The organism is Ralstonia sp. 1B3 (assembly GCF_036631435.1).
Genome location: NZ_JAPNUG010000027.1, coordinates 93,169 through 107,330 on the forward strand (window position 1 = coordinate 93,169; position 14,162 = coordinate 107,330).

The 14,162-nt window shown below is 64.7% G+C and carries 10 protein-coding genes and 4 pseudogenes; 2 read left to right on the forward strand and 12 right to left on the reverse strand.

Annotated features, from left to right (window positions below; all coding sequences use genetic code 11):
• Nucleotides 1-32: 32 nt before the first annotated feature.
• The 5 genes and pseudogenes from OWR21_RS07995 to msuE form a co-directional block, all read right to left on the reverse strand.
• On the reverse strand, nt 33-1,112 hold the full coding sequence (locus tag OWR21_RS07995) for a branched-chain amino acid ABC transporter permease (RefSeq protein WP_332394952.1): 1,080 nt from the start codon (nt 1,110-1,112) through the stop codon (nt 33-35).
• Nucleotides 1,113-1,122: 10 nt separating this feature from the next.
• Nucleotides 1,123-1,995 (reverse strand): annotated as a pseudogene (locus OWR21_RS08000) (branched-chain amino acid ABC transporter permease); the annotation flags it as partial.
• A gap of 14 nt (nt 1,996-2,009) precedes the next feature.
• A pseudogene (locus OWR21_RS08005) lies at nt 2,010-2,923 on the reverse strand (ABC transporter ATP-binding protein).
• A 93-nt stretch (nt 2,924-3,016) separates the two neighbouring features.
• On the reverse strand, nt 3,017-4,165 hold the full coding sequence (sfnG, locus tag OWR21_RS08010; protein ID WP_332394953.1) for a dimethylsulfone monooxygenase SfnG: 1,149 nt from the start codon (nt 4,163-4,165) through the stop codon (nt 3,017-3,019).
• 49 nt (nt 4,166-4,214) lie between these two features.
• Nucleotides 4,215-4,795: pseudogene (msuE, locus tag OWR21_RS08015) on the reverse strand (FMN reductase).
• Nucleotides 4,796-4,982: 187 nt separating this feature from the next.
• Between msuE and OWR21_RS08020 the strand changes: the two are divergent.
• Complete coding sequence (locus tag OWR21_RS08020; RefSeq protein ID WP_332394954.1) at nt 4,983-5,243, forward strand: hypothetical protein; 261 nt, start codon at nt 4,983-4,985, stop codon at nt 5,241-5,243.
• 32 nt (nt 5,244-5,275) lie between these two features.
• Here the strand turns inward: OWR21_RS08020 and OWR21_RS08025 are convergent, their stop codons facing one another.
• Complete coding sequence (locus OWR21_RS08025) at nt 5,276-5,662, reverse strand: winged helix-turn-helix transcriptional regulator (RefSeq protein WP_316890855.1); 387 nt, start codon at nt 5,660-5,662, stop codon at nt 5,276-5,278.
• 148 nt (nt 5,663-5,810) lie between these two features.
• On the opposite strand from OWR21_RS08025, the gene OWR21_RS08030 reads away from it, so the two are divergent.
• Nucleotides 5,811-6,818: a zinc-dependent alcohol dehydrogenase family protein gene (locus tag OWR21_RS08030; RefSeq protein WP_332394955.1), complete on the forward strand. Its 1,008-nt coding sequence runs from the start codon at nt 5,811-5,813 to the stop codon at nt 6,816-6,818.
• Between the two features lie 85 nt (nt 6,819-6,903).
• Here the strand turns inward: OWR21_RS08030 and OWR21_RS08035 are convergent, their stop codons facing one another.
• The 6 genes and pseudogenes from OWR21_RS08035 to OWR21_RS08060 form a co-directional block, all read right to left on the reverse strand.
• The gene (locus OWR21_RS08035) at nt 6,904-7,557 is read right to left on the reverse strand and encodes a GntR family transcriptional regulator (RefSeq protein WP_332394956.1); all 654 of its coding nucleotides are present in this window, start codon (nt 7,555-7,557) and stop codon (nt 6,904-6,906) included.
• A 228-nt stretch (nt 7,558-7,785) separates the two neighbouring features.
• The gene (locus tag OWR21_RS08040; protein WP_332394957.1) at nt 7,786-8,994 is read right to left on the reverse strand and encodes a porin; all 1,209 of its coding nucleotides are present in this window, start codon (nt 8,992-8,994) and stop codon (nt 7,786-7,788) included.
• Nucleotides 8,995-9,061: 67 nt separating this feature from the next.
• Nucleotides 9,062-10,414, reverse strand: a complete 1,353-nt coding sequence (locus OWR21_RS08045) for a TRAP transporter large permease (protein WP_316874397.1) — start codon at nt 10,412-10,414, stop codon at nt 9,062-9,064.
• A 6-nt stretch (nt 10,415-10,420) separates the two neighbouring features.
• Nucleotides 10,421-10,909: a TRAP transporter small permease gene (locus OWR21_RS08050; RefSeq protein ID WP_316890861.1), complete on the reverse strand. Its 489-nt coding sequence runs from the start codon at nt 10,907-10,909 to the stop codon at nt 10,421-10,423.
• Nucleotides 10,910-11,044: 135 nt separating this feature from the next.
• A pseudogene (locus OWR21_RS08055) lies at nt 11,045-12,033 on the reverse strand (TRAP transporter substrate-binding protein).
• A gap of 75 nt (nt 12,034-12,108) precedes the next feature.
• On the reverse strand, nt 12,109-14,124 hold the full coding sequence (locus OWR21_RS08060; RefSeq protein WP_332394958.1) for a glycoside hydrolase family 28 protein: 2,016 nt from the start codon (nt 14,122-14,124) through the stop codon (nt 12,109-12,111).
• Nucleotides 14,125-14,162 lie beyond the last annotated feature (38 nt).

Below are 14,162 nucleotides of genomic sequence, written 5' to 3' on the forward strand. Positions count from 1 at the left end.
CGACGTAGGTTGAGTGGAGACAGAGGACGGAATCAGCGCCGGGAAGCGGGGCGCACGACATTGCTTATCCGGCGCAGCACCCGCTGCCACAGGGCGGCAAGGCCCTGCGGCTCGGCAATCAGAAAGGCCACGATGAGCGCACCGATCACGATGCGCTGGCTGAGGTCCAGCACGCCGGAGTCGAACCGGTTGCCGAAGACGAAAGCCCCAAAGCGGGACAGCAGCAGCGGAAACACCACCACCAGCGCCGCCCCCAGGAACGCGCCCCGGATGGTCGCCAGGCCGCCGATGATGACGATGAACAGGATCTGGAACGATCGATCGAGATTGAAGCCCGCGGGCTCCACCGTGCGCAGATAGACGAAGCCCCACAGGACACCCGCCACGCCAATGACGAACGATGAGATGGCAAAGGCGAGCAGTTTGGTCCGCAGTACGGGCACTCCGGTGACGCGTGCCGCCATTTCGTTGTCGCGCACGGCAATGAAATGGTGGCCAGTGGGCGTTTGCACGAGACGCCAGATCAGAGCCGTGAGGATCGCCACCACCGTGAGCGCGAACACGTAGCGCAGCGCTGGCGTGTCGAACGCGAAGCCCGCCACCACGATGGGCGGCGCGTCGATCACGCCCGATGCGTTGTTGTTGCTGAACCAGCCGTACTTGGTCAGTGCCCACTGCACGAAGAATTGCGCGGCGAGGGTCGATACGGCCAGGTAGAAGCCGCGCAGGCGCAGGCTCGGCAACCCGAAGGCGACGCCGATGGCGGTGGCGGCTAGCCCGGCCAGCACGATGCTGACAGGCAGCGGCAGACCGTCGACGCGCAGGTTGAAGTTGTACGCGGCGAACGCGCCCACTGCCATGAAGGCGGCCGAGCCCACCGACAATTGCCCCGCGTAGCCGGTCAACAGGTTCAGGCCCACCGCCGCAAGCGACAGCGCGAGGAACGGAATGAGGATGGCATCCAGCCAATAGTCCGATGCCACCAGCGGCACGACGACGTAGGCCAGCAGCAGCGTTGCCGCGGGCGTTGCCCATGCGGGCCAGGACAGGTGCGTCCGCGCAGTGGAGGGGCGCGTGGTGTGCCCGGATGGGGCGTCCAATGCAGTCGACATGGCTCAGGCTCTCGACAGGGCGCAGGCCGAACAGCCCGCCCGGTTTGACCAGCAGGAAGGCCAGCGCGGCCACATAGGCGATCCAGCTCTCGATGCCGCCGCCGACAAATGGCCCCAGGTACACCTCGGCGAGCTTCTCCAGCGCGCCGATGATCAAGCCACCGACCACCGCGCCCAGGATCGAATCGAAGCCGCCCAGCACCAGCACCGGCAACGCCTTGAGCACCACCAGCGACAGCGAGAACTGCACGCCCAGGCGTGCGCCCCACAGCAGCCCCGCCACGAGGGCGATGACGCCGGCTGTGGCCCAGACCGTTGCCCAGATGCGCAGCAGCCGCAAGCCCACGGCAATGGCGGCGAATGTGTCGTCCGCCACGGCACGAAACGCCAGCCCCACGCGTGTGTAGCGGAAGAAGACCGACAGCGCCGTCACCACGACGGCTGCAGTGGCGGCCGCAAACAAGTCAAAGCTGGAGACGAGGATGCCGCCGATCTGCAGCGGCGCATCGGAAATGCCGAGGTTCAATTCGTGTACCTGCGTGCCCCACACCAGCTGCGCCACGCCCTCGATCACGTACGACAAGCCGAGCGTCGCCATGAACAGCGTGATGGGCGGCTGATTGACCAGCGGCCGAAGTACCGCGCGCTCGATCCCGAGCCCCAGCAGCACCATCAACGTGAAGGTGAGCAGCAACGCGAGCGGGAACGGCACGCCGCGCTCGAGCAGGCTGACGAATGTGAGCGCGGCAAACAGCAGCTGCGCGCCCTGCGCGAAATTCAGCACGCCCGAGGTCTTGTAGATCAGCACAAAGCCAATCGCCACCAGCGAATACATCACGCCGGACAGCAGGCCGCCCACAAGCACCTCGGCAAAGAACGCCAGGTCGAAGTCGCCCATCATTGGGCCTCCGCCGCGCTTGGCGCGTCGTGTGCAACGCCGAGGTAAGCATCGATGACGGCCGGGTCGTCGCGCACGGCTTGCGGCGTGCCGTCGGCGATCTTGCGGCCGTAGTCGAGCACCGCCACGCGATCGGACAGGCCCAGCACGATGCCGATGTCGTGTTCAATCAGCACGATGGTCGTGCCCCACTGGTCGCGCGCCGCGCGGATCAGGTCGGCCATCTGGACCTTCTCCGTCACCGTCATGCCGGCGAGCGGCTCATCGAGCAGCAACAGGCGTGGCCGTGCGACCAGCGCACGCGCCAGTTCAACGCGCTTTTGCAGCCCATAGGAAAGCGTGCCCGCGAGCTGGTCCTGCACGTCGCCCAGGCCGACAAAGTGGATCACTTGTTCCGCACGCTCGCGCGCATCGGCCAGCTCGCGGCGCGCGCGGCCCAGCCCGATCAACTGCTCGACAAAGACGGAGCGGGTGTGCTGTACGCGGCCGAGCGCAATGTTGTCGCGCACGCTCAGGCCCTTGAACAATGCCAGGTTCTGGAACGTGCGGGCAATGCCAAGACCGGCCAATCGCGCCGGCGACACCTTGCGCATGGCGCGGCCATTGAGCCAGATGCCGCCGCGGTCGGGTTGGTACAGGCCGCTGATGATGTTGACCAGCGAGCTTTGCCCGCACCGTTGGGGCCGATGATCGCGCGGATCTCGCCTGGCGCCACCGTGAGCTCGACGCCCTTGAGCGCCTGAATGCCGCCGAACGACAGGTCGATGTCGGCCAGCCGCAACGCGGGTGCCGCGGCCGGCACGGCATGGGTGTCAACGCTGCGTGCAGGCGATGGCGCATCGGCGTTACGCCTGTCGGCGTAGCGTGCGAGCGGCGGTGGCGGGGCAGCAAGTTCAGCGGACGTGTGAGACATGGCGGTCTCCGCAAAGCGACAGGCAACAGAACTCCCCCGCGCCCACTCAACTGAGCGGGCGCGTGCGGGAAACGCGGGTATCAGGTCAGGCGGTCAGGCGGCGGACGTGGCGGCCTCGGCCTCGCGCGTGTCGGCGCTTGACGCAGCGCTTGTGGCAGCGCGTTGGGCTTCCAGCTCGCGCACCAGCGGCAGCACCTTGCGACCGAAGTACTCGACTTCTTCGATGAAGTGCAGGAAGCCGGCCAGGATCAGGTCAACGCCGATCGACTTCAGGTGCACGATGCGCTCCGCAATCTGCTGCGGCGTGCCGATCAGGTTGGTGCGGAAACCGTCGTTGTATTGAACGAGATCTTCAAACGTGGATTTCGCCCAGTTGCCTTCACCTTCGGGCGATGCCTTGCCGGCTTGCTTCACCGCATCGCCAAAGGCATGCACGGCTTCCACGTGCGCATGCTTGATGATGTCGTCCAGCACCGCCTTGGCTTCTTCTTCGGTATCGCGCGCGATGATGAAGGCGTTCACCCCGATGCGGACCTTGTGGCCGTTCTCGCGGGCCTTCGCCTGGATATCGTCGATCTGCGCCTTGATGCCTTCGGGCGTATTGCCGTTGGTGAAGTACCAGTCCGATACGCTGGCTGCGTTGTCGCGCGCGGCACGCGAGCTGCCGCCCTGGAAGATCTCCGGGTGCGGCTTCTGCAGCGGCTTGGGGCTCAGCGTGTAGTCGTTGATGCGGTAGAAGTCACCCTTGAAGGTGAACTTGTCCTGCGTCCAGATGCCCTTGAGCACACGGATGAACTCGTTGGAGCGGCGATAGCGCTCATCGTGTTCGAGCCAAGGCTCCCCGAGTGCCTGGAACTCGCCCTTGAACCAGCCGCTGACGACGTTGATGGCGATGCGGCCGTTGGAGATGTGGTCGATCGTGGCCAACTGCTTGGCCACCACCGCCGGATGCCAGGGGCCCGGCAGGATGGCGGCCAGCACCTTCAGCTTGGTGGTGGCATGCAGGATGGCCTGGCTGAACGACACCGATTCGTGCTGATGCTCCGCGCCGTAGCCGGCGGTAAAACGGATCTGGCTGAGCGCGTAGTCAAAGCCGGCTTTCTCTGCCGTCTGCGCCAGCTTCTGGTTGTATTCGAGGCTCCAGTCGGTGCGCTGCGGGATGGTGCTGACGACCAGGCCGCCGCTGACGTTCGGCACCCAGTAGGCAAACTTGATAGTGGCGCTGGAAGAAGATTGGCTCATCGCGATGGTCCTTTGCTCTGTGCGGGATGGGAACGAACGAAGCGGCGCTTCAGGCGGCTTGCGCCACCGGGGCGGTGCGAAGGTCTGCGGCCGGCGCCGTGCTCAGCAGCGGCAGCGCACGCGTGACGGCCAAGGCAATCCGGTCACGCAGTGCCTGACTGGTGATGTCGTAGCCGCTGAAATCCTGCTCCGATGCATACACGCCCAGCGGCAATGTGCGCGCCTGGAAGAAGCTGAAAAGCGGCCGCAGCTGATGGTCGATCACCAGCGCGTGACGGTCGCTGCCGCCCGTGGCTGCCAGCAGGACAGGCACGTCGATGAGCGCTTCATGGTGGACCAGATCAAAAAGATGCTTGAACAGACCCGTGTATGAGCCGCGATACACGGGGCTCGCGACCACGAGCACATCGGCCGACTCAATGGCGGCAAGTTCCGCCTGCACCCGGCCCGGCAGCTGGTCTCGATACGACGTGCCACCAATGGCTGGAGCCAGTTCTTCGAGCGTGATCAGGTGGACATCGATGGGAAGAACCTCAGCGAGGGCGGCCAGCAGTTGCTCGACCAATACGAGTGTCCGCGAGGGCGCTGCACGCTGCCCGAGACGGCCACGACCTTGAACTTGCGACTCATTGTGAGTACCTCTGCGCTTGCGGGATCGACGGAACGATGTGAATGCATGAGCGCGGCCGGCCTTGAGCCATGTCCTGCGCCTGCAAATCATTCTGCGTCGCACCATGCGCGGCGGCATACGTAGAAATCGGAGCATCTATATTTCAATGCTCGCGTTTCACGCTAAGTCTCTGAGCTGTAAAGAGAATTGAATTCAGTCTTCGGCGTTGGCGCGGTGTTGCCAATCCGCAATCGCGCGATGTCATATCGAAAGACGAATTCCGGATGCGTGCACGCGCGCAATCTGCTGGAGGCTTGCTTCCAAAGCATCACGATCAACGTGCAGGTCGGTGTGATGGTCGACAGCGTCAACTGCGCGTGTGGTGCCGCAGCCGATCAATGGCGCGGTCTATGGCGAGCGCCTCCTGTGTCGTACTGCGACGTGGCCGCGGCAACGCCGCGCTTTTGACGGGCTTCTTTTTTGGAGGCCCTTGTGTGACTTCAAGTCGCTATCGCCTCGCCACGCGCGCACTCCGGCGCTACGGCCGGCTCGCGAGACTTCTCGTTCGTGCGATACGACTCGCCCCACTCGCGCAGGCTGATGAGCACCGGCGCCAGCGATTCGCCAAGCGGGGTGAGCGCATATTCCACCCTGGGCGGCACCTGCGGATAGACATGCCGCGCGATGACGCCGTCCGCCTCGAGTTCGCGCAATTGCAACGTCAGCATGCGCTGCGTCGCATTGGGAATCAGCCGCGTCAGTTCCATGAAGCGCTTCTTCCCGGGCAGTAGATGGAACAGGATCACGGGCTTCCAGACGCCGCCGATTACGGAAAGCGTGACTTCGACCGCACAGCCGCTTTTGCCGTCCAGACGTTTCAGACGCATGGTTTTATACCTACAAAATTGATAGTACCTGTGAAAATTGTACGTTCTTGCGAAGCAGGAGGTACGACGTGACAATGCCTGCAATGCGGTATCGCTGCAACTTTTGCAGCGCTGCCTTTGCAACCTTCTCACTGAGGACATCGTCTTTATGAAAGCCATTACCCTGCGCCAGCCCGCTGGCCTCGACAAACTTCACCTAGTCGATCTGCCCGACCCCGGCCAGCCGCGCGCCGGCGAAATCCGCGTGCGTGTGCATGCCAGCTCGCTCAACTTTCACGATCTGGGCGTGGTCAGTGGCCGCATGCCGAGTGCCGACGGCCGCATCCCCATGTCAGATGGAGCCGGGGTGGTGGAAGCAGTGGGCGAAGGCGTGGATGAGTTTGCCGTGGGCGATTCGGTCGTCTCGACGTTTTTCCCGACATGGCTGGATGGCGGGCCGACCCTCGCCGATTTTGCGACCGTGCCCGGCGACGGCGTCGACGGCTATGCACGCGAATACGTCGTGCGCCCGGCGCATTGGTTCACGCATGCGCCGCGCGGTTACAGCCATGCCGAAGCGGCCACGCTGACGACGGCAGGCCTGACTGCATGGCGTGCGCTGGTGGTCGACGCGAGCCTGAAGGCCGGCGACACCGTGCTGGTGCTCGGCACGGGCGGCGTGTCGATCTTTGCGCTGCAATTTGCCAAGAGCATGGGCGCAACGGTGATCGCAACTTCATCCTCCGACGAGAAGCTGGCACGGGCCCAGGCGCTGGGCGCCGACTTCACGATCAACTATCGGCGCGATACCGACTGGGCGGCCAAGGTGCTCGAGTACACGAACGGCCGGGGCGTGGACAACGTGATCGAAGTGGGCGGCCCCGACACGCTCGGCCAATCCATCCAGGCGTGCCGCACGGGCGGGCATATCGCCCTGATCGGGGTGCTGACCGGCGTTGCCGGCCCGGTGCCGACGGTTGAGCTGATGCGACGGCATCAGACGCTGCAGGGTTTGATTGTCGGCAGCCGAAGCCACCAGCGCGACATGGTGCGCGCCATCGAGGCGACCGGCATCAAGCCGGTGATTGATCGGACGTTCGCGCTGGAAGACATTGCCGACGCGTTTGCGCATCAGGCGGCGGGCAAGCACTTCGGCAAGCTTTGCCTGTCGATTTGAGTTGCGCGGGCGGCGCGAAACACCCTCGGCTTGGGCGGGGCGCCGCCCGAATCTGCCGGCCAATGCACCGGCGTGAAGGCGAGGCCTATACGGTGAAGTATTCGGGCCGCAGCCGGCGCGTGATTTCCAGCACCGGCAGCACGTGGTCCAGATGCTCGCGCATGGCGCGCACGGCGCGTTTCGGGTTGTTGGAAGCCAGGGCGTCGATCACCGCGCGGTGCTCGGCCAGCACCTCGGTCATGCGGCCCTCCAGGGGCAGCGTCAGCAGCCGGTAGCGGTCGATCTGCGTTTTGACTTCGAGGATGATGTGCCAGACGCCGGGGTAGCCCGACAGCTCGGCCAGCGTGGCGTGAAAGGCTTCATCGGTGCGGAAGAAGCCGCGCCGGTTGCTCTCGCGCACGCATTGGGCTTGCCGCTCCAGCACGACGTTGAGCTTGTGGATGCCTTCGGGCGTCATGCGCTCGGCAGCCTTCTCGATGATGGCGACCTCCAGCGCGCCGCGCACGAGCATGGCTTCTTCCAGCGTATTGAGCGGAATGCGCGACACGAACGTCCCGACGCGGGCCTGGACGTCGATCAGTCCTTCCTCGGCCAACCGCTGGACCGCCTCGTGAACGGGGGTGCGGCTGGTGCCGAATTCTTCTGCGAGATCCTTCTCGACGATGCGCGTTCCGGGCAGCAGTTCCATCTCGACAATCCGCTCACGCAGGCTCAGGTACACGCGTCGAGAGGCGGTCATGGTGGCCTCGTCCTCACGCGACGAGGGGAAAGGGCGCGAAGTCATACAGCTCGCAACGAGTTCGGGGGGAAGTGGAAGGGATCGCAACGGGCGCAGCCTGAGGTTTCGATGCGGTCAGAGACCAAGGGCGGCGCGGGCACCATGATAGCGGCAAACTCCGCGCGCTTGAACAGAGGTGAACCCGGGCACGGCGTCCGAAGTGGATGCTGTGCCCGGCGCTCAAACCGGTCAGAACCGGTGAATCATGCCGACAGCCACGGCCAGCTGCGACCCGGTTGCCGAGGGTGCGCCGTTCTGGCCGTCGCCGATGGACGCCGTGGCGTCGATGATGCTGCCCGTGGGCGAGATCGTCTTGCCCTTGGCCTTCTGGTACGCCTCCAGCAAGTACAGGCCCGTGCGCTTCGAAAAGCTGTAGTACTGCGACAGGTTGAACTGGTGATACGTCGCCGCATCGGCAATGCCGTTGGCCTTGGTAGCGCGCGTGTACGAATAGCCGGCTGCCAGGTCAAGCGTCGGGGTGGCCTTGTAGTGCAGCACGGCGCCGCCCGTATTGAAGATCGCCTCGCTGGCGAACTTGGAGTTCAGGCCCGGGATGTACTGCACGTTGGAGTACGACACCGACACGTCCCATGTCGGCGAGAACGTGTACGAGCCCAGCACGGCAAAGCGCTGCTGTGCGGCCGCCAGCTGGTAGCCGGCATTGATGGCGGACACGGCCGGCTGGCTGCCGTTGTTGGATAGCGCCGAGTTCGCGCCCCAGGCGCCTCCGCCCACCGTGGAGTTGTTCACGCGCATGAAGCCGGCCCCCACGCCGACCGGCCCGTTGGCATAGCGCGCGGCAAAGCTCCAGGTGGACCCATTGCCCGCGCTGCCCGGCGTTTCGCCCATGCCGTACGAGCCGCTGAACGTCACGCCGCCCAGCGTGGGCGACATGTACACCACGGAGTTGTTGACGCGGTAGTTGGTGTCGAGCGAATCGATATCGCCGGGGTGCGCACCGTAGAAGCCGGTCAGCCAGTTGATCGGGCTGTACGGGGCGAGGATCGAGAAATACGCCGTGTACTGACGGCCCAGCGTGACGGTGCCCAGGTCGCGGTTGGCAATGCCGACGAACGCCTGGCGATTGAACATCAGCCCCGAGACCGATTGCGAGCCCGTGTCGCCGTTAAAGCCTTCTTCGAGCACGAACTGCGCGCTGTTGCCGCCGCCCAGGTCTTCGTTGCCCTTGAAGCCGAAGCGGCTGCCAGACCAGATGCCGCTGTTCTGCTTCACGACCGAATGGCCGTTCGAGGTGGAGCCGACCGAGGTCTGGTTGCTCTGATACCCGACCGACACGTCGATGTTGCCGTACAGCGTGACGCTGCTCTGCGCGTACGCCGATTCGGCGATGCCTCCTGTGAGTGCAATCGCTGCCGCGATGGCTACCTGGCTCTTCATGATGACTCCTTCCTTGATGTCGCAGCCGTGGCCGCATGTTGGTTATTCGTGGGGATTGCGTTTGTGCTCAGAACACCGGATGCCCGTTGATCACGCTCGGCAGCCAGGTCGAGAAGAACGGCACGTAGGTCACCACGTTGATGGCGGTGAAGATGGCGAGGTAGTAGGGCCAGGCGATCTTGGTGGTCTCACCGATGGAGACCTCGCCGATGGCGCAGCCGACAAACTGCACCGAGCCGATGGGCGGATGCACGAGGCCGAGCGAACAGTTCAGCAGCAGCATGATCCCGAACTGCACCGGGCCGACGCCGCAGTGCATGGCCATCGGCAGGAACAGCGGCGTGGTGATCAGGATGTGCGCCGCCATGTCGACGAACGTACCCAGGAAGACCTGCAGGATGTTGATGTAGAGCAGCATCAGCCAGGGTGCGGCGCTGGTCTGCGTGAGCATCTGCTCGATGGCGTCCGGGATCTCCAGGTAGGCCATCTGGAAGCGCAGCATGTTCGACACGGCAATCAGCAGCAGCACCACGCCCGTGGTCTTGGCGGCGTGGGCGAGCGCGCGGCGGAACTTGCTCCACGTCATGGAGCGATAGACGAGCACCGTCAGGCACAGCGAATACGCGACGGCGATGGCGGCGGCTTCGGTGGCCGTGGCAATGCCCATGGCCACGCATACCAGGATCAGCGCGATCACCATCAGGCCCGGTACCGCGCCCACAAAGGCGCGTGCCACGGCAAACCAGCCGGGGAAGGCCGGCAGCTCGGTCGAGCCGTCGGCGCGGCGCGGGAAGCCGTAGCGCTTGGCTTGCCAGTAGGCGGCGATCAGCACGAAGCCCATGACCCACAGCACGGGCAGCAGCCCCGAGAACAGCAGGTCGCCAATCGACACGCCGCTCACCTGCTGACCGTTGAGCGAACCCACGATGCCCTGCGCCGCAAAGGCGTAGATGATCATGTTGGTTGAGGTCGGCATGAGCGCCCCGGCCAGCGAGGCATGCGTGGTCACGTTCACGGCATAGGCCGCGCTGTAACCTTCGCGCTTCATCAGCGGGATCACCACGCCGCCCATGGCCGACGTGTCGGCGGTGGGCGAACCCGACACGCCGCCGAACAGCGTGCAGGCCACCACGTTGGCCATACCGAGGCCCCCGCGGAAGTGCCCCACGAGGGATTGCGCGAAGCGCAGGATGCGGTCTGCGATGCCGCCGTGCAGCATCAGCTCGCCCGACAGAATGAAGAACGGCACGGCCAGGAACGAGAACGCGTTCATGCCCGAGATCATCGACTGCATGGCGGTGGCCGCCGGCAGACCTTCGTGCAGATACGTCAGCACGCATGACAGGCCGAGCGCGAACGAAACCGGTACGCCCAGCAGAAGAAACGCCAGAAAACTGACGGAGAGAATGGCGAGATCCATGGTGACTTAACTTGCGTCTTGCGCGAACAGCCCGATCAGGCGTTCGAGAGCGAATAGGGCGATGGCGACACTGGCCACGATCGGAATCCAGTAGCGGACGGCTTCAGGCAGGCCGAGGATGGGAATGCGATCACCGAACGTGGTTTCGGCCATGTCGAAGCAGCCGATGAAGATCACCACGGCAAAGGCCATCAGGCACAGCTTCTGCAGCACGTGTGCAGCGCGCTTGCCGCCAGCAGGCAGGCGCTCCACAAAGGAATCCAGGCCGATATGGCCGCCTTCGCGCACCTTGAGCGCGGCCCCGAACATCGCGATGGCCACCACCATGAGCAGGGCGATGGGCTCAACAAAATCCGGCGCGTTGTTGAAGACGTAGCGCATGACCACGCCGTAGAAGACGAGCACGGTCAGCGTGGCCAGGCATGACGCCGCCACAAGCGTGAGCACAAGCGCAAACGCATCGTTGATGCGTTTGAGTAAAGACATCGATTGCATGCTGAACCTGGAGGGGGAGCGCGGTATCGGAGGTGGGCAGGCGTGGCCGGTGTACCAACGGCGCACATCGGCAGCCTGCCCGGCGCGGGGCCCGCGGGAAAGACGCCGGCCCTGCGCTTGAGCGGTGAGGCAGGCTTACTTGGTGGCGACGATCGCGTTGACGATGTCCTTCATCTGCGGCGTGGTTTCGTACTTCGTCCAGAGCGGCTGCATGGCCTTGACGAAGGCGGCGCGGTCGACCTGCGACGCCGGCACGATGGTGGCGTTGCCCTTGGTCACGGTGGCCGTGGCAGCCTGCTCGCGCGCGGTCCAGAGCTTCACGTAGTACGGCACCGAATCTGCAGCGGCCTTGCGAATGGCGGCTTGCTCCTGCGGCGTGAGCGTGTCCCAGATCTTCTTGGAGAACACCAGCACTTCCGGCGTCATCGCATGCTGCGTTTCGGAGTAGATCTGCGCGACTTCAAAATGCTTGGTTTCCTCATACGACGGGATGTTGTTTTCCGCCGCATCCACCAGGCCCGTCTTCAGGCCGGTGTAGACCTCGCTGAAGGGCATCGGCGTGGGCGTGCCGCCCATGGCCTTGATCTCATCCACCATCAGGTCCGACGGCTGCACGCGGATCTTCACGCCCTTCATGTCGGCCGGCGTGTGAATGGCCTTCTTGGCGTAGATCGACCGCGCGCCGCTCTCATAGAACGTCAGCGCGACGAAACCCTTGGCGGCAAACGCATCGAGAATCTTCTGGCCGACCGGGCCGTACATCACCTTGCGGAAGTGCTCCATATCGCGGAACAGGAAGGGCAGCGAGGGGATGACCGATTCCGGGACGATCTCGTTGAAGGCCGCGCCGTTGGCACGCACCATGTCGATCGCGCCGATGCGCACCTGGTCGATGGTGTCTTTCTCCGAGCCCAGCGCGCTGTTGCCGAACACCTTGACGGAGTCCTTGCCGCCGGTGGCTTGATTTCCTCCCCCATGAACTTGACGGCCATGTTGGTCGGATAGGTGTCGCCGTGCACGTCGGCCACACGGAAGGTGCGTGCTTGCGCGGCGCCGCTTGCGAAGGCGGCCAGCAGTGCGGCGAACAGCAGGGACGAACGGGCGATTGCGGTAGGGCGTTTCATGATGGGTGGGCAGCAGGGTCGGAATAAAAAGGCGCCGGCCGGCGGATCCAGCCGAGCGCGAAGGAGGCGGGTTGCTCAGCGAGCGTCGGTCACGGTGGTGTTGAAGGTCTGTCCACCGATCACGACGTTCTGCAGCGTGATGTCGTGCACGTTGTAGGCGTAGACCGGCCCCGGCGTGGTGGCGCTTGCCGGGCCCGCCGCCGTGGGCGTGCCGAAGTTGCAGTTCGAGATCGTCACGCCGGTGATGGGCGGGACGGTGGGGGCAGGCAGCGGGCCGTTGTAGTCGAACGCCACGGGGCCCTGCGCAACGATGGCCTGGAAACACGAGCCCGTGAGGCCGCCCGTGGTGACGTTGCCCGCAGTCACGTTGGAGATGTTCACGTTCTGCACCAGGGCCGGCCGCGTGCGGATGGCATCTGCAGCAGGCTGGTAATCGCAGTCGAACGTGATCAGCCCGCCTTGCGACGCCGAGGGGTTTGCCGCGGCCGCCGTCACCACGCCCAGCGGCACCGTGCTGTTGATCGGGCTGCCAGCCAGCATCTTGCTGCCATAGCCGGCGCCGGTGAGGTTCACGCCGTTGGGCAGGCTGACGTTGGTCACATAGAAGTTCTTCACGAACCCGCCACGGTTCATGTTCGTCTTGATGCGGATGGCGATGTTCAGTGAGTTCGTTGCCCAGAACTGGTTCAGCATCGCCAGGTTGCGTGCATAGATGTTCTGCACGCCGCCACCCATTTCGCTGCCCAGCGTGATGCCGCCGTGGCCGCTGTTCATCGTGCAGTTCTGGATGACGTGGTCTTGCGCCGGGCCGCAGCCGGTGTCGAGGTTCTTGCCCGACTTGATGGCGATGCAGTCGTCGCCCGTGTTGAACGTGACGTTTTCGCACAGCACGTTGCTGCAGGCATCGGGGTCGAAGCCGTCGTTGTTGGGGCCGATGCTGTCGACCGTCACGCCACGGATGACCACGTTCGTGCAGTGCACCGGATGGTGCTGCCAGAACGGCGTGTTGATCGTGCGGTAGTTCTCCATCAGCACGTTGGTGCAGCCGATGAACTCCACCATGCAGGGGCGCAGGTAGTGCCCGAGCCCGAAGATGCGCTTCTCCACCGGCACACCGGCTTCGGACAGCGCCGGCAGGTAGTTCTGGTCTTGCTGCCAGGGCGTTGCCGGATTGGTCAGCAGCGTGTACAGCGCGCTCGGAATGCCCGGCACCGCGGTCTGCAAGTCGACGTTGTTGGGGTTGCTGTAAGCCTGCGACGGCGTGCTCGAGCTGGCGCAGCCATAGGCGCCGTTGGTGCCCTTGAAGGTCCACCAGCACGTGCTGGTGTTGCCCGTGCCGGCAAACGGCGTCATGGCCTGGCCGTTGAGCACCGAGGTCGCCCCCTCGCCCGTCAGCGCGATGTTGCTGGCGTTGCGTGCGTAGATGGGCGAGCCGTAATTCAGGCAGTCGTCGGCTTGCCAGCGGCTGTAGTACAGCTTGCCGTTGGCGCCGCAATCGATCGGGCCATCCTTGGCGTAATCCGCCGGATTGGCGCTGAAGTAGATCGTGCAGTTGGCGCTCAGGTGAAAGTTGACGTTGCTCTGCAGCACGATCGGCCCCGCGCAGTACCACGTGCCCGAAGGTACGACCACGCGCCCGCCCCCGGCTGCATTGCATGCCGCAATGGCGGCCAGGAATGCGGGGCGCGAGTCGAATGCACCTGCCGCTTGCGTTGCGCCGGCGCCGGAACTCACGGGGGATTTGGTCGGATCGGTGTATGGGCTTGTTTGTGCGACCACGCTGCAGGGCTGCGCGCCAAACGCCTCGACCTGGAAATCGACTGCCGGGAAGGCACTCTGCGCCACGCCCTTCAGCGACGAGATGATGTTGGTGGCCAGGCCGTTAGCACCCCAGATCGGGTCTGCCTGCACGGGCGCCGTGGGCGTGGTGACAACTGGTGCAGCCGCGTCGTCGGAACCGCCGCCGCAGGCGCTCACCAGCGCCCCACCGACCACGGCCCCGCCATAGCTCAGAAAGGCACGTCTCGACGGGTTGTGCGGGGCGCGGGCATCAGATGCCAGCCGCCGCCGGTTGCGGAAGGGCGCTGTCATTGGGTCTCCTCGTTTTGGTTTTGTTTGACGTGTCGACC